The sequence below is a fragment of the Sphingomonas sp. 8AM genome, from assembly GCF_902506455.1.
Classification (GTDB): Bacteria; Pseudomonadota; Alphaproteobacteria; order Sphingomonadales; family Sphingomonadaceae; genus Sphingomonas.
Genome location: NZ_LR733844.1, coordinates 227,722 through 245,875 on the forward strand (window position 1 = coordinate 227,722; position 18,154 = coordinate 245,875).

The 18,154-nt window shown below is 66.9% G+C and carries 15 protein-coding genes; 9 read left to right on the forward strand and 6 right to left on the reverse strand.

Going from position 1 to position 18,154, the window contains the following annotated elements; genetic code table 11:
- Position 1: 1 nt before the first annotated feature.
- Together BACI71_RS01210 and BACI71_RS01215 are read left to right on the forward strand one after the other, a co-directional pair.
- The gene (locus tag BACI71_RS01210) at positions 2-796 is read left to right on the forward strand and encodes a ThuA domain-containing protein (protein WP_236552756.1); all 795 of its coding nucleotides are present in this window, start codon (positions 2-4) and stop codon (positions 794-796) included.
- 109 nt (positions 797-905) lie between these two features.
- Positions 906-3,023: a RelA/SpoT family protein gene (locus tag BACI71_RS01215; protein ID WP_159753965.1), complete on the forward strand. Its 2,118-nt coding sequence runs from the start codon at positions 906-908 to the stop codon at positions 3,021-3,023.
- Between the two features lie 74 nt (positions 3,024-3,097).
- On the opposite strand, the gene BACI71_RS01220 is transcribed toward BACI71_RS01215, so the two are convergent.
- The gene (locus BACI71_RS01220; RefSeq protein ID WP_236552757.1) at positions 3,098-3,451 is read right to left on the reverse strand and encodes a hypothetical protein; all 354 of its coding nucleotides are present in this window, start codon (positions 3,449-3,451) and stop codon (positions 3,098-3,100) included.
- Between the two features lie 83 nt (positions 3,452-3,534).
- A complete protein-coding gene (locus tag BACI71_RS01225) occupies positions 3,535-5,355 on the reverse strand; it encodes a methyl-accepting chemotaxis protein (protein ID WP_159753968.1) in 1,821 nt (606 codons plus the stop codon).
- Between the two features lie 157 nt (positions 5,356-5,512).
- Here BACI71_RS01225 and BACI71_RS01230 point away from each other — a divergent pair, with 157 nt between their 5' ends.
- Both BACI71_RS01230 and BACI71_RS01235 read left to right on the forward strand, forming a co-directional pair.
- The gene (locus BACI71_RS01230) at positions 5,513-6,502 is read left to right on the forward strand and encodes a M48 family metalloprotease (RefSeq protein ID WP_159753971.1); all 990 of its coding nucleotides are present in this window, start codon (positions 5,513-5,515) and stop codon (positions 6,500-6,502) included.
- A 22-nt stretch (positions 6,503-6,524) separates the two neighbouring features.
- Complete coding sequence (locus tag BACI71_RS01235) at positions 6,525-7,547, forward strand: glycosyltransferase family 2 protein (protein WP_159753974.1); 1,023 nt, start codon at positions 6,525-6,527, stop codon at positions 7,545-7,547.
- Between the two features lie 282 nt (positions 7,548-7,829).
- On the opposite strand, the gene BACI71_RS01240 is transcribed toward BACI71_RS01235, so the two are convergent.
- Complete coding sequence (locus tag BACI71_RS01240) at positions 7,830-9,113, reverse strand: aspartate kinase (RefSeq protein WP_159753977.1); 1,284 nt, start codon at positions 9,111-9,113, stop codon at positions 7,830-7,832.
- A 52-nt stretch (positions 9,114-9,165) separates the two neighbouring features.
- Between BACI71_RS01240 and ubiG the strand changes: the two genes are divergently transcribed.
- Complete coding sequence (ubiG, locus tag BACI71_RS01245; protein ID WP_159753980.1) at positions 9,166-9,930, forward strand: bifunctional 2-polyprenyl-6-hydroxyphenol methylase/3-demethylubiquinol 3-O-methyltransferase UbiG; 765 nt, start codon at positions 9,166-9,168, stop codon at positions 9,928-9,930.
- A gap of 36 nt (positions 9,931-9,966) precedes the next feature.
- Here ubiG and BACI71_RS01250 read toward each other — a convergent pair whose 3' ends face one another.
- Positions 9,967-10,197: a hypothetical protein gene (locus tag BACI71_RS01250; RefSeq protein WP_159753983.1), complete on the reverse strand. Its 231-nt coding sequence runs from the start codon at positions 10,195-10,197 to the stop codon at positions 9,967-9,969.
- A gap of 116 nt (positions 10,198-10,313) precedes the next feature.
- Here BACI71_RS01250 and BACI71_RS01255 point away from each other — a divergent pair, with 116 nt between their 5' ends.
- Entirely contained in the window at positions 10,314-12,131 is a 1,818-nt protein-coding gene (locus tag BACI71_RS01255) for an ABCB family ABC transporter ATP-binding protein/permease (RefSeq protein ID WP_159753986.1), read from the forward strand.
- 189 nt (positions 12,132-12,320) lie between these two features.
- On the opposite strand, the gene BACI71_RS01260 is transcribed toward BACI71_RS01255, so the two are convergent.
- Positions 12,321-13,481, reverse strand: coding sequence for a phospholipase D-like domain-containing protein (locus BACI71_RS01260; protein WP_159760722.1), 1,161 nt, complete (start codon positions 13,479-13,481; stop codon positions 12,321-12,323).
- A 117-nt stretch (positions 13,482-13,598) separates the two neighbouring features.
- Between BACI71_RS01260 and rpoZ the strand changes: the two genes are divergently transcribed.
- A complete protein-coding gene (gene rpoZ / locus BACI71_RS01265) occupies positions 13,599-13,943 on the forward strand; it encodes a DNA-directed RNA polymerase subunit omega (RefSeq protein WP_022687961.1) in 345 nt (114 codons plus the stop codon).
- Between the two features lie 284 nt (positions 13,944-14,227).
- On the opposite strand, the gene BACI71_RS01270 is transcribed toward rpoZ, so the two are convergent.
- Positions 14,228-15,436: an LL-diaminopimelate aminotransferase gene (locus BACI71_RS01270; protein ID WP_159753991.1), complete on the reverse strand. Its 1,209-nt coding sequence runs from the start codon at positions 15,434-15,436 to the stop codon at positions 14,228-14,230.
- Between the two features lie 207 nt (positions 15,437-15,643).
- On the opposite strand from BACI71_RS01270, the gene BACI71_RS01275 reads away from it, so the two are divergent.
- Both BACI71_RS01275 and BACI71_RS01280 read left to right on the forward strand, forming a co-directional pair.
- On the forward strand, positions 15,644-17,266 hold the full coding sequence (locus BACI71_RS01275) for a PHA/PHB synthase family protein (RefSeq protein WP_159760724.1): 1,623 nt from the start codon (positions 15,644-15,646) through the stop codon (positions 17,264-17,266).
- 84 nt (positions 17,267-17,350) lie between these two features.
- Complete coding sequence (locus tag BACI71_RS01280; RefSeq protein ID WP_159753994.1) at positions 17,351-18,139, forward strand: phasin family protein; 789 nt, start codon at positions 17,351-17,353, stop codon at positions 18,137-18,139.
- Positions 18,140-18,154 lie beyond the last annotated feature (15 nt).

Sequence of the window (18,154 nt, forward strand, 5' to 3'; positions counted from 1 at the left end):
AATGCTCAAATCTTTGATGATGATCGCGATGCTGGCGGCGGCGCAGGCGCCCGACAATCCGCATCTGCCCGCACCGGTCGTCGACACCGTCGCACCCACGCTGCCCGCCGGGCTGAAGGGCGCGGTGCTGATCGTCTCCAAGACCAACGGCTGGCGGCATTTCGAGCATATCCCGCATTCCAACGAAGTGCTGGGCGATATCGCGAAGCAGCTTGGCCGAAAGAGCTTCGCGACCGAGAATGCCGCGGTGTTCAACGACCGCGATCTCAGCCACTTCGCGGTCGTCGTGCTCAACAGCGCGAGCGGCAATTTCATGAGCCCCGACCAGCTCGCGGCGTTCGAGCGCTTCGTGGCGCGCGGCGGCGGGGTCGTCGCGCTCCACGCCGCGGGCGACGACAGCCACAAGGAGCCGTGGTATGACAGCACGATCATGGGCACGACCTTCATCGGCCACCCTAATGGCGACGATCATATCCAGACCGCGCAGGTGATCGTCGACAAGCCGCAGCATCCGGTGATGGCGGGCGTCGCGCGGACCTTCCCGCTGTCCGACGAATGGTATTCCTTCTCGAACGACCCCGCGACGCGCGGCATGACCGTGCTCGCGCGCGTCGACGAGCGCAGCTACCGCGTCGGCGGCAAGCTGGCGATGGGCGCGAAGCATCCGGTGGCGTGGGTCAACCCGCGTGCCAAGGGGCGCGTCTTCTATTCGGCGCTGGGGCACGAGCCGGCGGCCTATGACGATGCCAATGTGCGCCGGATGCTGACCAACGCGGTCCGCTGGGCGGCGCGCTGACCCGCGACGGGCGAAAAAGCGATGCCGAAACGCCACGCCGCCCGGTGCGGCGGCTTTTTTCTGCACGGGAATGTTGCAATGCGGCCATACCCGGCCCCATCCTCATCCCGTGTTGAGACAATATGAACTGATCGACCGGGTCCTCGATTACGACCCCGACGCCAACGAGGCGATGCTCAACCGCGCCTACGTCTTCTCGGTCAACGCGCACGGGACGCAGAAGCGCGCCAATGGCGACCCCTATTTCAGCCACCCGATCGAGGTGGCGGGCATCCTGACCGAGCTGCATCTCGACGACGAGACGATCGCGACCGCGATCCTGCACGACACGGTCGAGGATACCGTCGCCACGTCCGAGGAGATCGAGCGGATCTTCGGTGCGAACATCGCGCGGCTCGTCGACGGCGTGACCAAGCTGAGCAAGATCGAGGCGCAGACCGAGAACGAGCGCGCCGCCGAGAACCTCCGCAAGTTCCTGATGGCGATGTCGGGCGACATCCGCGTGCTGCTGGTGAAGCTGGCCGACCGGCTCCACAACATGCGCACGCTGCACTTCATCCCCAAGCCGGAAAAGCGCCGCCGCATCGCCAAGGAGACGATGGACATCTACGCCCCGCTCGCCGAGCGGATCGGCATGTACGAGTTCATGAAGGAGATGCAGACGCTCGCCTTCGCGCAGCTCGAGCCGGAGGCGTATGAATCGATCACCAAGCGGCTCGAGCAGCTCAAGGAAGGATCCGGCGGCGACCGGATCGCCAAGATCGGTTCGGGGCTCAAGCTGCTGATCGGTCGCGGCGGCGTCGACGCGGAGGTCTCCGGGCGGGAGAAGCACCCGTTTTCCATCTGGCGCAAGATGCAGGAGCGCCACATCAGCTTCGAGCAGCTGTCGGATATCATGGCGTTCCGCGCGATCGTGCCAACGATCGAGGATTGCTACCGCGCGCTCGGCCTGATCCACCGCCGCTGGCCGGCGGTGCCGGGGCGGTTCAAGGATTATATCTCGACGCCGAAGCGCAACGGCTATCGCTCGCTCCACACCAGCGTGATCCATGCCGAAAATCGCCGCATCGAGATCCAGATCCGCACCCCCGACATGCATGCCGAGGCCGAGTTCGGGCTGGCGGCGCATTGGGCGTACAAGCAATCGGTTGGCGCGCATCCGGTCCGCCCCGAGTCGCAGCAGGACTGGATCGCCGATCTCGTCGAAATCCTCGATACCGCCGAGACGCCCGAGGAGCTGCTCGAACACACCCGCATCGCGATGTACCAGGATCGCATCTTCGCCTTCACGCCAAAGGGCGAGTTGATCCAGTTGCCGAAGGGCGCGACGCCGATCGACTTCGCCTATGCGGTGCATACCGACCTCGGGGATCAGGCGGTCGGTGCGAAGGTCAACGGCCGTGTCGTCCCGCTGTCGACGGTGCTGGAGAATGGCGATCAGGTGCAGGTGCTGCGATCGAAGGCGCAGGTGCCGCAACCGGCGTGGCTGAAGGTCGCGATCACCGCCAAGGCGCTCGCCGCGATCCGCCGCCACCTGCGCAACGAGGAGCGCGAGCAGACGAACGCCTTGGGGCGCAAGCTGTATGACGACATCGTTCAGCGGCTGCCGACGACGCTTGCCGACCATGCGATCGATGAAGCGCTGAAGCGGCTGAAGCTGGCCGACGAAGCCGCCTTGATGCAGGCGATCGCGCGGCGCACGCTGACCGACGGGCAGGTGATGGAAGCGCTGATGCCCGGATCGGCGGGCGCCGACGTCGCCAATGCGCCCCCGCAGTCGAGCGCGATCTCGATCGAGGGGCTCGCGCCCGGCGTTGCCTATGAGCTCGCCGATTGCTGCCATCCGGTGCCGGGCGACCGCATCGTCGGGCTGCGGCGTCCCGATGCGTCGATCGAGGTTCATGCGATCGACTGCCGCGTGCTCGCCGATCTGGCGGAACGCAGCGAGGACGAAACCGACTGGATCGACGTGCAATGGGGCCATGCCACCGAGGGCGCGACCGCGCGCATCTCGGTCGAGGTGCGCAACCAGCCCGGCGCGCTCGGGATGCTCGCGACGATCATCGGCCAGCACAAGGCGAACATCATCAACCTGCGGCTCGACAATCGCGATACGCAATTCCACACCAACGTCATCGACGTCGAGGTGCATGACGCGCACCAGCTGATGCGGCTGCTCTCTGCGCTGCGTGCCGCCGATGCGGTCAATGCGGCAGAGCGGGTGTGATTCGCCGGGCGTCGCTCCGGACGTGATCTCGGATCAGGTCGCGGGATGGCGCGGGTGGACCGGTGACGATCGCCCTACAGCACCGCGGGCGCGCTGCTGACGATCCCGCATCCCGCCGCCGCCTTGGTGACTTCGAGCGGCACCTTCGGGTCCCTTACCTGCCCGGCGACCCGGATGAAGTCGCCGACCGTCAGCCGACCCGGCGTCGTATCGCCCTCGCGGGTTGCCCGCGCTGCGCGCCCGAGCTGCTGCAGCTGGCCGATCGACAGATTCTTCTCCAGCCGGTCGCCGACGCACTGCGACTGATCCGGCGCGAAGCCATAACCTTCCAGCGACGAGGCGATCCTTGCGGACGGATTGACGCACCCCGCCAGCACCACCGTCATCAAGGCCAAACCGGCACCGGCTGCCTGTCGCGTCCTGCCCATCATCCATCTCCCGTTGCTACCCGATTGAACAAGCCGCAACGAGAATGTGTCCTGATCCACAGCAATAATGCAGGTAAACTGGATCAGAACGCGCTCCAGTCCTCCTCGACGGCTTTCAGAGCGACATTGCCGCGCAGCGTGGGCGCGGCGTGGCGCACCGCGCGGCGTACTGGCGCAGCCGCGGGGGCGGGAGCCGTGTCGGGCAGCGCCCCGACGCGGAAGCGATTGACCTGCCCTTCCAGCGTCACCGTCTCGGTCGTGAGCAGGCGGCATGCCGCGGTCACTTCCTCGACCATCGCTGCATTGGCCTGCGTCGCGCTGTCCATCTCGCCGATCGCGACGTTGACCTGGCCGATGCTCGCAGCCTGCGAAGCAGCGCTGTCGGCGATTTTCGTCACGAAGCTGGCGATTTCGTCGATGCCGCTGGTGATCGCGCGCAGCGAGGCGTCCGTTTCCTGCGCCAGTTCGACCCCATTGCGCACGCGCTGCACCGTGCTGCTGATCCGCGCATCGATGTCGCGCGCCGCATCGGCGGAGCGTTCCGCCAGCGCACGCACCTCGCTCGCCACGACCGCGAAGCCCTTGCCCGCGTCGCCGGCCCGCGCCGCCTCGACCCCGGCGTTGAGCGCCAGCAGATTGGTCTGGAACGACAGCCCGTCGATCAGCGCGATGATCTCGGCAATCTCGTTCGACGAGCGTTCGATATCGCTGATCGCGCTCATTGTGCGGCGCACGATCTCCTCGCTGTGGCGAACGTCGGCGGTGGCGCGATCGACGACGCCGATCGCGGTTTTCGCCTGATCCGCGGTGGCGCGGACCGATGCGGCGATCTCGGTGACAGCGGCGGCGCTTTCGGCAAGGCTGGAGGCCTGCTGTTCGGCGCGCTGCGCCAGATCGTCGGTGGCGGCGTGCATCTCGGCGGTGCTCCTCGCGATACCCCCGGCGCTACCCCGCACCGTTCCCAGGGCCGCGGCCAGCCGCGCGACAGCGGTGTTGAAGTCGCGCTCCAGTGCTGCATAGGATGGCGGGAAGCCGTGCAACGTCACGCACAGATCGGCTTCGGCGAGCCGCGCCAGTGCGCTGCCGACGTCGGTCATCACCTGCTGCTGTTCGGCGTCGGCCTGTGCCTTGGCGGCGGCGGCATCGCGGAAGACGAGCACCGCGCGCGACATGCTGCCCAGTTCGTCGGCACGCGCCGTGTCGGGGACCTCCAGCCGGTGATCGCCCTTGGCGAGCGTGTCCATGACCCCGGTCAGCCGCACGACCGGCCGCGCCAGCGCACGAGCGAGCATCAGCGATACCAGCACCGCGAGACCGACCATCGCAAACCCGCCTAGGATCAGCGCGATCTTGCCGGCCAGCAGCGCGTTGGTCCGCGCCACGCCGGCGGCGGTGCCGCGTTCGAGCTCCTCGTCGCGCAGGGCGCGCAGCGGTGCGAGCACCGGCACCAGCGTTACGGTCTTGCTCACCGCGCGCAGCCGCTCCTGCGCCGCCATCCGGTCAGTGCGGGCCAGCGCGATCATCGGATCGGCAACTTCCCGGCGCCACTCGGCGGCGCGGGTCAGCGATTCATCGACCTTTGCGCGCTGCTCGGGCAGGTCGGCGAACAGGGTGTGCAGCAAGTCCGTCGCGTCGGTGACCTGCGCCTGCCCCTCGCGATACTGCTTCAGATAGCCTTCGTCGCCGGTGACGAGGAAGCCGCGCATCTGGCTGTTCTGGCGCAGCATGCCAATTTCGATCTGCAGTGATTGCGCCAGCACCTCCTGGCCGCGCGCGCTGACGCTGGTGGTCGCCTCGATCCGCGACAGAAGCACCCACAGCACGGTCATCATGACCAGCACCGCGAGGATCACCGCGCAGAACGCGGCCGCGATCTTTTTGCCGATCGGCAAGCTGTTGAACATCGATGCTAACCCCGAATCGCCTTCGCAACGTCCATGGCGGGTCGAAATCAAAATCTCGTTAATAAGCGGGTTAGCATATCGGTACACCGTCCGGCCCGTCGAAGGTGGAAACCGGGCGCCCGTTGCCGCATTCTGGACGCTCTGGAGGAAGGTTTTCATGCTACGATCCATGCTGCTCGCCGCGGCGCTCACGACCACCGCGACGCCGGTCGCGGCACAGGCGATCTCCGCAAATGACAAGGCGCTGGGCGCGCGCGCTAACCCGGAATTGCTGACGCAGTTCGGCGGCAAATACACGGGCCCGCAGGCCGCCTATGTCGAACGCGTGGGCAAGAGGGTGGCTGTGCAGTCGGGGCTGTCGAATGCGCAAGGTGATTTCACCGTCGCGCTGCTCGACTCGCCGGTCGAGAACGCCTTCGCGATCCCGGGCGGCTACATCTACGTCACCCGACAGCTGCTGGCGCTGATGAACAGCGAGGCGGAGCTGGCATCGGTGATGGGGCATGAGGTCGGCCATGTCGCCGCGCGCCATTCGGCGTCGCGGAATCAACGCGCGACGATCGGCGGCGTGCTGGCCGCGGTGGTTGGCGCCGCAGCGGGCAACAGCGCCGCGGGGCAGTTGGTCGGGACGGCGGCGCGTAGCGGCGCGCAGCTCTACGTGCTGAAATACGGTCGCGATCAGGAATATGCCGCCGACGGGCTGGGCGTGAAATACATTACTGCCGCCGGCTATGATCCCTATGCTGCTGCCGACATGCTCGCGCAGCTCGACGCGCAGAGCCAGTTGCAGGCCGAGGCGGGTGGCCGCAACGGTCAGCAGGCGCCGGGCTGGGCCTCGACCCACCCCAACAGCGCCGATCGCGTGCGCCGTGCCGCCGCGCTCGCCAAGGCGACCGGTCGCCCATTGACCGAGCCGCCGCAGGAGGTGACCTTCCTCCGCCAGCTCGACGGACTGGCCTATGACGAGAAAGGGTCGGGCAAGCGCATCCGCATTGTCACCGTCAAGCGCGGCGATACGATCGATTCGCTCGCGCGGAGAATGGCTTATGACACGCTGCAACGCGACCGGTTCATGACGCTCAATGCGATCGAAGATGACGCACAATTGACGCCGGGGCGTTTGGTAAAGATCGTGACGCGCGGATAAGCTTCGGTTAGACGCGGGCATCATGCATCGTCCCGCACTATCGGTCGTCGTCCCGTGCTACAACGAAGAGGCAACGCTGCCGCTGCTCCATGCGCGGGTGTCGGCAGCGGCGCGCGCGGCGGTCGGTGACGATCACGAAATCGTGCTGATCAACGACGGGTCACGCGACAACAGCTGGGCGGCGATGCAGCGCCTGGCCGCCGAGGACTCGCGCGTCGTGGCGATCAACCTGTCGCGCAACCACGGGCATCAACTCGCGCTGACCGCCGGGCTGGATATGTGCGCGGGCGAGCAGATCCTGATCATCGACGCCGATCTTCAGGACCCGCCCGAGCTGCTGTCCGACATGCGGCTGATGATGGCGCGCGAGCAGGCCGATGTCGTCTATGCGGTGCGCCGCAAGCGCGAGGGCGAGACGCTGTTCAAGAAAGCGACCGCCGCCGCTTTCTATCGCGTGCTCGACCGCGTCACCGATACGGCGATCCCGCTCGATACCGGCGATTTCCGGCTGATGACGCGCCGCGCGCTCGACGCGTTCCTCGCGCTGCCGGAACAGGCGCGCTTCATCCGCGGGATGGTCGCGTGGGTCGGTTTCCGGCAGGTACCGTTCCCCTATGACCGCGCCGAGCGCCACGCCGGCGAAACCAACTATCCGCTTGGCAAGATGGTGCGGCTCGCGCTGGATGCGGTGACCGGCTTTTCGACCGCGCCGCTGCGCTGGGCAAGCCATTTGTCGGTCGTGCTGGCGGCGTGTTCGATGCTGCTGCTGGTCTATATCGGCTGGGGCTATTTCGTCGGCGATCATGTGCAGGGCTGGACCTCGACGATGCTCGTCGTGGTGGTGCTGTCGTCGATCCAGATGTTCGTGCTGGGGATGATCGGCGAATATCTCGGCCGGCTGTACATCGAGGCGAAGCGCCGCCCGCTGTACCTGATCGCCGATGTCGCCGGGACCGCACACGGTCGCGCAACGCTTGGTTTCCAGGCGGAGCGCACGCGCATCCCCGACACGCAGGTCGCAGGCGAGGTCGTCACGCAGGATTGAGGGAGCAGGGGCGGCATCGTCACGCACCCCGTCCTACCCGCGAACGCGGGAATCCAGACGCGCGGGTCGTCGTTTGAGCCGCAATGTCAGAGGTTCTGGATCCCCGCCTCCGCGAGTAGGACGAAGGAGTTGTTCGAGTAGAGTGCTCAATGCACTCTCGTCATCCCGGACTTGATCCGGGATCCCGCTTTTCGCTGATGCGGCGAACAGAAAGCGGGGCCCCGGATCAAGTCCGGGGCGACGAAAGGTATGCGCAGCCTCTTCAACCAGCTGCCACCAACCTCACGCGGCTTCGTCGGCGTCCAGCCCGTACGCCGTGTGCAGCACACGTACAGCAAGCTCGGTCTCATCCTCGTGGATCAGCACCGAAACCTTGATCTCGCTGGTCGAAATCGCCTGGATATTGATCCCGCGCGCGCCCAGCGTCGTGAACATCGAGCTCGCGACGCCGGCATGGCTGCGCATACCGACCCCGACGACGCTGATCTTCGCCACGCGGATGTCGTGGATCAGCTCGCCGAAACCGATCGTCTCGCGCGCCTGGTTGAGCGCCTCGATCGACCGCGGCAGATCGGCGGCAGGGACGGTGAAGGTCACGTCGGTCGCGCTGCTGCTCGCCCCGGTCGTGGAGGGGCTGCGATGCGCGATATTCTGGATAATCATGTCGACGTTGATGTTCGCCGCCGCCAGCGGCTCGAAGATGCTCGCGACCGAGCCGGGCTTGTCGGGCACGCTGGTCAGCGTGATCTTCGCCTCGTTCTTGTCGTGCGCGATGCCGGTGATGAGCTGGCGTTCCACGTCGTCGATCTCCTCTTCGCCCACGATCATCGTACCGGGCAATGTGTCCGCCATCGGAGCGTCCTCGCCGGTAAACGACGACAGCACCTGAACACGGACTTTTTCCTTCATCGCCAGCCCCACCGAGCGGGTCTGGAGCACCTTGGCGCCGACGCTGGCGAGTTCCAGCATCTCTTCATACGTCACCTTGGCGAGCTTGCGTGCGCGCGGCACGATCCGCGGGTCGGTGGTATAGACGCCGTCGACATCGGTGTAGATGTCGCAGCGATCGGCCTTCATCGCCGCCGCCACAGCCACCGCCGAGGTGTCCGAGCCGCCGCGGCCCAGCGTGGTAATCCGCCCTTCGGCCGAGACGCCCTGAAAGCCGGGGATCACCGCAACCTCGCCCGCCGACAGGCTGGCGTCGAGCGCAGCTGTGTCGATGGTCCCGATCCGCGCCTTGGCGAAGGCGTCGTCGGTGTTGATCGGCAATTGCCATCCCAGCCACGAACGCGCCGGCACCCCGATCGCCTGTAACGCGATCGCGAGCAAGCCGCTGGTGATCTGCTCCCCCGCCGCCACGACGACGTCATATTCGCGCGGATCGTACAGTGGTGAGGCTTCGCGGCAAAAGCCGACCAGCCGGTCGGTCTCGCCCGCCATCGCCGAGACGACCACCGCGACCTGATTGCCGGCAGCCGCCTCGCGTTTCACCCGCGCGGCGACCGAGCGAATCCGCTCGATCCCCGCCATCGAGGTGCCGCCGAATTTCATGACGATGCGCGCCAATGCCGTATCCAAACGCCTTGGGATGAGAGGGGCGTCCTGATAGGTAGCGTGCATGACCGACGCAAGCGTATCAACCGTAACCATCCCCGCCGCCCCGCACGCCTCGGTAGTGGGGCGCGAGGCGGCGCATTTCGGCAAGCTGGCCGCGGAATGGTGGGATCCGAAGGGTTCCTCGGCGATGCTCCACCGGCTCAATCCGGTGCGGCTGCGCTACATTCGCGCCGCTGTCGACCGGCACTGGGACCTCGACGATCGCACCTTCGCGCCGCTGGCGGGCAAGCTCGCGCTCGACATGGGCTGCGGCGCGGGGCTGCTTGCCGAGCCGCTGGCGCGGATGGGCGGCACGGTGACTGCGGTCGACGCGGCGGCGGAGAGCATCGCGGTCGCGCGCGTCCATGCCGAGGGACGCGGGCTGACGATCGACTATCGCGCCGGCGGTGTCGAGGCGGTGGCGGGCGAGACGTTCGACCTCGCCTGCTCGCTGGAGGTCGTCGAGCATGTCGCCGACGCGCAGGCGTTCGTGGCCGCGCTGGCGGCAGCGGTCACGCCCGGCGGACTACTGGTGATGAGCACGCCCAACCGCACCTGGTGGTCGCGTATCGCACTCGTCGAGGGGGCGGAGCGGCTCGGCCAGATCCCGCGCGGGACGCACGACTGGGACAAGTTCCTGACGCCCGACGAACTGACAGCGATGATCTCGGATGCGGGGTTCGAGGTGATCGACGTCACCGGCCTGTCGGTCGGGGCGACCGGCTTCACCCTCGGCGGCTCGACTGCGCTCGATTACTTCGTAACGGCAGTGCGGGCTCGGCCCTGACCATCATTCCCCCCTTCGCGGGAATGACGCAAGCCTTTACCCCGTCGCCTTCTCCGAACCCCGTTCGACCATCTGCACGCCATTGCGCTGGCACGCGGCGCTGACGACCGGGTAATCGAGGTCGTTGTTGCGGGCGAGCGCGTCGGGCATCGCCGCCTGACATTGCTGGACCGTCGCATAATGCGCCGGCTCGACGCGAGCAGTGGCGCAGGTCGCGGCGGCGTCGCCGCACCCCATGATCGACATGACGAAGAACGCAGCTTCCATCTCGTCTTCCCTTCGCGGATAAAACGAGTACGCGCCCGGCGTGTTCCGATCCTTGCCTGCGTCCCGCCACGGGACGGTTGACGCGCGGCCAGCCACGCACGACATCCCCGTCACCCATGCCACCCGACAGATCGACCTCCTCCGCCGTCGAGCGCCCGCTGCTGCCGACACTCCGCCGCTTCCTGCCCGACCTTTGGCCCGCCGACGCGCCGGGGATGAAGCTGCGCGTGGTCGCCGCGATGGTGCTGGTCGTGCTGTCGAAGCTCGTGCAGGTTTATGGCGCGCCATTTGCGTTGCAGGGCGCTGTCGACGGCATGGCGGTACCGACCACGCCGCTGTCGCTGATCGTGCTGCTGGTGGTCGGCTATGCCGCGGCACGCTTCGGCACGACGCTGTTCGACAATCTGCGCAATACGGTGTTCGAGCGCGTCGGGCAGGAGGCGACCCGCCGGCTGGCCGCGCGCGTCTTCCGCCACCTCCACCAGCTCTCGCTGCGCTTCCACCTCGAACGCCGCACCGGCGCGGTCACCAAGGTGGTCGAGCGCGGCACCAAGAGCATCGACACGATGCTCTATTTCCTGCTGTTCAACATCGCGCCGACCGTGCTCGAGCTGACGCTGGTGCTCGGTATCTTCTGGGTGAAGTTCGGCTGGCAGCTGGTCGCGGGCACGGTCGCGATGGTCGCGCTGTACATCTGGTTCACGCGGCTCGTCACCGACTGGCGCTCGGCGCTGCGCGAGCGGATGAACGACCTCGATACCGGCGCGGTCGCGCATGCGGTCGACTCGCTGCTCAACTTCGAAACCGTCAAATATTTCGGTGCCGAGGAGCGTGAGGCGCAGCGTTACGACCGTGCGATGCGTGCCTATGCCGATGCGGCGGTGGTCAGCGAGAACAGCCTCGCGTGGCTCAACATCGGGCAGGCCGCCATCACCAACGCGATGCTGGGCGGCGGGATGGCGTGGATCGCGTACGGCTGGAGCCAGGGGCGCTTCACTGCGGGCGAGGTGGTGCTGGTCTCGACGTTGCTCTCGCAACTGTTCCGCCCGCTCGACCTGCTCGGAATGGTCTATCGCACGATCCGGCAGGGCGCGATCGACATGGGCGCGATGTTCGACCTGATCGACACGCCGTCCGAGGTGGTCGACGCGCCCGGCGCGCCGGCCTTGCTGGTGTCGCGCGGCGCGGTGCGGTTCGAGAATGTCATGTTCGGCTATGACGCCGGAATGCCGATCCTGAAGGGCATCGACCTCGACGTCCCCGCCGGCACTACCTGCGCGGTGGTCGGGCCATCCGGCGCGGGCAAGTCGACGCTCGCGCGGCTGATGTACCGTTTCTACGACGTCAGCAGCGGCCGGATCACGATCGACGGGCAGGATATCGCCAGCGTCGCGCAGCCAAGCTTGCGCGCCGCGATCGGGATCGTCCCGCAGGACACGGTGCTGTTCAACGACACGATCGGCTACAACATCGCCTATGGCCGCGCCGACGCCGACCAGGCCGCGATCGAACAGGCGGCGCGCGGCGCGGCGATCGCCGGCTTCATCGAGCGCCAGCCCGATGGCTATGCCACGCGCGTCGGCGAACGCGGACTCAAGCTGTCCGGCGGCGAGAAGCAGCGCGTCGCGATCGCGCGCACGTTGCTCAAGGACCCGCCGATCCTGATCCTCGACGAGGCGACCAGCGCGCTCGACAGCCGCACCGAGGCCGAGATCATGGAAACGCTGGAGGCGATCGAGCGCGGCCGCACCACGATCGTGATCGCGCACCGGCTGTCGACGATCGTCAACGCCGACCAGATCGTCGTGCTGGAGGCGGGGCAGGTCGTCGAGCGCGGGTCGCACGCCGCGTTGCTGGCGCAGGACGGGCTCTACGCGGAAATGTGGGCGCGACAGGCGCAGGAGCAGGAAGAAGAAGCGCTGACGGTGGAGTGATCCCCGCCACTCGTCGCTCCGGACTTGATCCGGGGCCTCGCTTCTCTTTCTTCTGGCGTGGACGAAAAGCGGGATCCCGGAGCCAGTCCGGGATAACGAGAGAAGTCGTCATTGCGAGCGAAGCGAAGCAATCCAGGGCGTCCTGATCCGGCTCTGGACTGCTTCGCTCCGCTCGCAGTGACGCAGGCCCTATTCGTCGATCCCGAAGTTCAGCCCGCGCGAGATCGCCGGGTCGGCGACCGCCGTCAGCAGATAGGCGACGAACTGCTTGCCCCGCTGCCACCAGCCGGTCGCCTCGCGATAGCCATCAGCCGTCACTTCCGTCGATTGCGCGATCTCGCCATCGACATAGCCGCGCACATGCTCCGCGAACGCCGCATCCTCGATCCGCAGCATCAGCTCCAGATTGATGAACAGGCTGCGCATGTCGAAATTGGCGCTGCCGATCCACGTCGCGTCGTCGACCACGTACAGCTTGGTATGCAGCTTGGTGGCGGCATATTCCCAGATCCGCACGCCCTTGCGCAGCAGCCCGGCATAGGTGAACCGCGACGCGGCGATCGTGACATTGTTGTCGGAGCGCGATGCGGTGACGACGCGCACCGTCGCGGCGCGCTTCCCCGCGCGGTCGAGCCGCCGCAGTACCGTCGGGCTCGGGGTGAAATAGCCCGCGATGATGTCGATCCGCTGCGCGTGGCGCATGTCGGCGCGGATCGCGCGCGCCCATGGCGACAGGTGACGCGTCGGCCCGCCGATCAGCCAGCGCAGCTGCCCCTCGCGCTCGCTCCACTGCGCCAGCGCCTTGTTGAGTCGCCGCACCTTCCCGCCGCCGTGGATGCCCTCCTCCAGCGCGTCGAAATAGCCCGCCATCCGCGCCGCCGCCGGCCCCTCCACCAGCAGCCCGAGGTCGCGCCACGCCTGCTCCTTGGGCGTGCCGAAATAATCGTCCTCGATGTTGAATCCGCCGATGATGATCTTCGCGGCATCCTCCGCGTCGGCGAGCGCCAGCTTCTGGTGGTTACGCAGCAGATAGCGCCGCCCGACGCGCGGCGAGAAGCGGCACACCGACACGCCCGCGTCGCGCAGCGGATCGAAGAAGTCGTCGCCCTCGCTACCGAAGCCGTCGATGATCAGCTTGACCGACACCCCGCGCTCCGCGGCCGCGGTCAGCGCGGCGTTGACGCGGCGCCCGGTCGTGTCGTCGGCATAGATGTAATAAAGGATGCGCAGCGTGCGTTTCGCGCCATCGATCAGCGCCAGCAAGGCATCGAGTCGCCGCGGACCGGTGTCGAGCAACGTCAGACGGTTGCCGTCGACGGTGAACACGGGTTGCGGGGCGGCGTCCTCCATGCCGCGGCAGATGGCGACTGCGCCGCCGACGGGCAAGCGCAGCCTTTCCTTGACGGATGGCCCCCGGCCGCGTACCTGCTCCAGCTTCCCTGAGTTTACCGTTTAGAGGATACGCGGATGGCGCGCGTCACTGTCGAGGATTGCGTCGACAAGATCCCGAACCGTTTCGATCTGGTCCTGCTCGCCGCCCAGCGTGCGCGGCAGGTGTCGGGCGGTGCTGAACTGACGATCGATCGCGATCGCGACAAGAACCCGGTGGTCGCGCTGCGCGAGATCGCCGAGGAGACGGTCCGTCCGAAGGACCTGCACGAATCGGTCGTGCAGAGCCTGCAGCGCGTGCAGATCGATGACGAGGAAGAGGCCGATGCGATCGGCAGCCTGGCCGCTTCTGCGGAGGCGCTGCGTCTCACCGCGGTCGCCCCGCCGCGCAACCAGAATCTCGGCGCCGATTACGACGGCTGATCCGTCGGTTCGGTGCGGATGAAAAAGGCCGGTCGCTCGATGGAGCGACCGGCCTTTTTCGTGTCCGGGCGTCGGCCGTCATTGCGAGCGTAGCGAAGCAATCCAAGGCGTTTTGGTCCGACACTGGATTGCTTTGCTACGCTCGCAATGACGGACACTCCGGTTCCCCGTCATCCCGGGCTCGACCCGGGATCCCGCTTTTCACCATCGTCGAGCAGATGAAGCGGGGCCCGGGAGCAGGTCCGGGGCGACAGCGAGAGGTGTGACCCCCTCGCAAATTCAACTCACCCCGCGACCTTGCCCGGTGTGTTGACGCCCATGCGCTGCAGATAGCGCTTCACGTTGCGCGCCGCCTGCCGCAGCCGCTGCTCGTTCTCGACCATCGCGATCCGCACGAAGCCTTCGCCATTCTCGCCATAGCCGACCCCCGGCGCGACCGCGACCTTGGCGTGCGTCAGCAACTGCTTCGAAAACTCCAGCGATCCCAGATGCTTCAACGCCGGCGGCAGCGGTGCCCAGGCGAACATGCTCGCGGGTGGGGCCGGGATGTCCCACCCGGCGCGCCCGAAGCTCTCGACCAGCACGTCGCGACGCTTGTGATAGAGCTGGCGGTTCTTCTCGACGATGTCCTGCGGCCCGTTCAGCGCGGCGCACGCCGCCGCCTGCACCGGCGTGAACGCGCCATAATCGAGATACGACTTCACGCGCGTCATCGCCGCGATCAGCTTCTTGTTGCCGACCGCGAAGCCGATCCGCCAGCCCGCCATCGAATAGGTCTTCGACAGGCTGGTGAACTCGATCGCGACATCCTTGGCACCCGGCACCTGCAGGATCGAGACGGTCGGCTTGCCGTCGAAATACAGCTCCGAATACGCAAGGTCGGACAGGATCCACACTTCATTCTCGCGCGCCCATGCCACCAGGCGCTCGTAGAAGGCGAGGTCGACCGTCTCGGCGGTAGGATTCGACGGGTAATTGACGACCAGCACGCTCGGGCGCGGGATCGTGAACTCCATCGCGCGTTGCAGGCTCTCGAAATAATGTTCGTCGGGCGTCGTCGGCACCGCGCGGATCGTCGCGCCGGCGATGATGAAGCCGAAGGTGTGAATCGGGTAGCTCGGGTTGGGCGCGAGCACGACGTCGCCGGGCGCGGTGATCGCGGTGGCGAGGCTCGCCAGCCCCTCCTTCGACCCCATCGTCACCACGACCTCGGTCTCGGGATCGATGTCGACCCCGAAGCGGCGCCCGTAATAATTGGCCTGTGCCCGCCGCAGCCCGGGAATGCCGCGCGACTGAGAATAGCCATGCGCCGACGGCTTCTGCGCGACCTCGATCAGCTTGGCGATCACATGGTCGGGCGGCGGCAGATCGGGGTTGCCCATGCCGAGATCGATGATGTCCTCGCCACCCGCACGTGCCTGTGCCCGCATCGCATTGACCTCGGCGATGACATAGGGCGGCAGGCGCTTCATGCGGTAGAATTCGTCGGACACGGGGCTGATACTCCTTTGCGGCCCCGGCTATACAGCCATTCGCGCGCGCCGGGCACCCCGGGCAACAAAAAGCCGTGGACCTGACTTCGCGCTGCAACGTCGTTACGTTACGGCAGCCATGAGAGAGGATCCCGCGTGACCGAGTCCGCCGCCCCGCCGAAGACCGCGCTGCCCGATCTCGCCGATCTTCAGCATTGGACATGGCTGATGGGCCGCGCGCAGCAATTGATGCTGGAGGCCGGCGTTCCGCTCGCGCCGCCGGAGAACCTCGCCGAGCAGACGCGCGATTTCTGGAGCGATTACCTCGCGCTGTGGCAGCGCTTCACCACGCCCGCCGCGGTGGAAGCGGAGCGCCCTAAGGAGAAGGACCGGCGCTTCGCCAGCCCGGCGTGGCGCAGCAACCCGGCGTTCGACTGGATGCGGCAAAGCTATGCACTGATCGCCGACCATATGCTGCGCAGCGTCGATGCGCTGGAGGGTGTCGACGAGCGGACGCGCGCACAGCTCAAATTCGCCACGTCCGGCTTCGTCGATGCGATGAGCCCGTCGAACTTCGCGGTCACCAATCCCGAGGTAATCGAAAAGACGATCGAGACGCGCGGGCAGAATCTGCTCACCGGGCTCACCAACATGCTCTCCGACATCGGGCGCGGCCAGTTGACGCATACCGACGGCACCGCGTTCGAGGTCGGGCGCAATCTCGCCGCGACGCCGGGCAAGGTGGTCAAGCGCACCGCGCTTTACGAATTGATCCAGTACACGCCGACCACCGACACGGTGCTGGCGACGCCGCTGCTGATCTTCCCGCCATGGATCAACCGCTTCTACATCCTCGACCTGACGCCGGAGAAGAGCTTCATCCGCTGGGCGGTGGCGCAGGGGATCACCGTGTTCATGGTGTCGTGGAAGTCGGCGGACGCGTCGATGGCCGAGGTGATGTGGGACGATTATGTCGCCGCGCAGCTCGAGGCGATCGACACCGTGCGCGACCTGCTCGACGTGCCCGCGGTGCACGCGGTTGGTTATTGCGTCGCGGGCACGACGCTCGCCGCGACGCTGGCGTGGCTCGCCGCCAGGGAACAGGCCGACAAGGTGGCGAGCGCGACCTTCCTGACCGCACAGGTCGATTTCACCCGTGCCGGCGAGCTGCTTCATTTCGTCGACGACGCGCAGCTCAAGATGATCGCGACGCTCAGCCCGCAGGGGTTCCTCGACGGCCGCTATCTCGCAACGACCTTCAACCTGTTGCGCGGGCGCGACCTGATCTGGAATTACGTCACCAACAACTATCTGCTCGGCAAGGATTATGTGCCGTTCGACCTGCTTCACTGGAACGGCGACGTCACCAATCTGCCCGCCAAATGGCACCTCGCCTATCTCACCGATCTGTACCGCGACAATCTGCTGGTGCGGCCCGGCGCGATGACGATCGGCGGTGTGCCGATCGACCTGCGCACGGTTGCGACGCCGGCCTATGTGCAGGCGGGCCGTGAAGATCATATCGCACCCGCCGAAAGCGTGTGGAAGCTGACCCAGCATCTGCGCGGCCCGCTGCGCTTCGTGCTGGCCGGGTCGGGGCATATCGCCGGGGTGGTGAACCCGCCGGATGCTGGCAAATATCAGCATTGGATCAACGACCAGCCCGCCGACACGCTCGACGCCTTCGTTGCAGGCGCGCGCGAGGTGAAGGGCAGCTGGTGGAACGACTGGGCAGAGTGGCTTCGCGCGCACGCGCCCGCGACCGTCACGGCGGACGGCGCGCGCGTGCCGGGGGCAGGGGCGCTGCCCGCGATCGAGGATGCGCCGGGCAGTTACGTCAGGGTACGGTGACCCGTCTGTTGCGCCGCACAAGACGCTTGAAAACAGGCGGCCGAATCGTTATTGTGCGGTGCAGCAAATTACGGAGCGGGCACGATGGTGGACCAGACCGGCAAGGTTGAGGGCAGGAAGACGGTCGCACCGTCGAAAGGTCGTGTGCGTGCCGTCGGCAAGCCTGCGCTACCGCCGCTTCCCGCCGAGCCGGACGTCCCTGCGGTACTCGCCAATCCGACGCTCACCGATGCGCCGGCGCCCGTGGTGATCGCCGCCGCGGAGCCGGTCGCGGCTGGCGCAGAAAACGCAACCGCGACGGCGCCCGCGCCCGCGCCCGTGATCGACGAACCCATCATCCAACCCCAACCGGCTGCCGCGGCAGCGCCATTGGAAACGAAGGACACGAACATGACCGACACCGTCACGACGTTCGCCGACAAGGCGCAGGATCAGGCCAAGGCCTTCGCCGACAAGGCGCAGGAGCAGGGCCGTGCGGCGTTCAACAACGCCGGTGAGCAGGCCCGCGTCGCACTCGACAAGAGCCGCAAGGTTGCCGAGGATCTGGCCGAATTCGGCAAGGGCAATGTCGAGGCGCTGGTCGAATCGAGCCGCATCGCCGCGCAGGCGTTCGAGGCGATCGGGCAGGACGCCGCCACTTTCGCGCGCGCCCGCTACGACAGCACCGCGCAGCTGATCCAGACGCTGGCGTCGGTGAAGTCGCCGACCGAGGCGCTGCAGCTCCACGCCGAATACGTTCGTGCCTCGTTCGACGCGCTGGTCAAGGAAGCATCGCGCTCGACCGAAGCGACGCTGAAGCTGGCCGGCGATGTCGCCAAGCCGCTGCAGAACCGCGTCGCGGTCGCCGCCGACAAGTTCCGCACCGCCGCCTGATTTCAGACGCGGTAC

Coding starts and splice junctions, on each gene's coding strand:
- BACI71_RS01210 (WP_236552756.1), top strand. CDS start 2: ATGCTCAAATCTTTGATGATGATCGCGATGCTGGCGGCGGCGCAGGCG.
- BACI71_RS01220 (WP_236552757.1), bottom strand. CDS start 3,451: ATGGGCAGGACGCGACAGGCAGCCGGTGCCGGTTTGGCCTTGATGACG.
- BACI71_RS01225 (WP_159753968.1), bottom strand. CDS start 5,355: ATGTTCAACAGCTTGCCGATCGGCAAAAAGATCGCGGCCGCGTTCTGC.
- BACI71_RS01230 (WP_159753971.1), top strand. CDS start 5,513: ATGCTACGATCCATGCTGCTCGCCGCGGCGCTCACGACCACCGCGACG.
- BACI71_RS01235 (WP_159753974.1), top strand. CDS start 6,525: ATGCATCGTCCCGCACTATCGGTCGTCGTCCCGTGCTACAACGAAGAG.
- ubiG (WP_159753980.1), top strand. CDS start 9,166: ATGACCGACGCAAGCGTATCAACCGTAACCATCCCCGCCGCCCCGCAC.
- BACI71_RS01250 (WP_159753983.1), bottom strand. CDS start 10,197: ATGGAAGCTGCGTTCTTCGTCATGTCGATCATGGGGTGCGGCGACGCC.
- BACI71_RS01255 (WP_159753986.1), top strand. CDS start 10,314: ATGCCACCCGACAGATCGACCTCCTCCGCCGTCGAGCGCCCGCTGCTG.
- BACI71_RS01260 (WP_159760722.1), bottom strand. CDS start 13,481: ATGGAGGACGCCGCCCCGCAACCCGTGTTCACCGTCGACGGCAACCGT.
- rpoZ (WP_022687961.1), top strand. CDS start 13,599: ATGGCGCGCGTCACTGTCGAGGATTGCGTCGACAAGATCCCGAACCGT.
- BACI71_RS01275 (WP_159760724.1), top strand. CDS start 15,644: ATGGGCCGCGCGCAGCAATTGATGCTGGAGGCCGGCGTTCCGCTCGCG.
- BACI71_RS01280 (WP_159753994.1), top strand. CDS start 17,351: ATGGTGGACCAGACCGGCAAGGTTGAGGGCAGGAAGACGGTCGCACCG.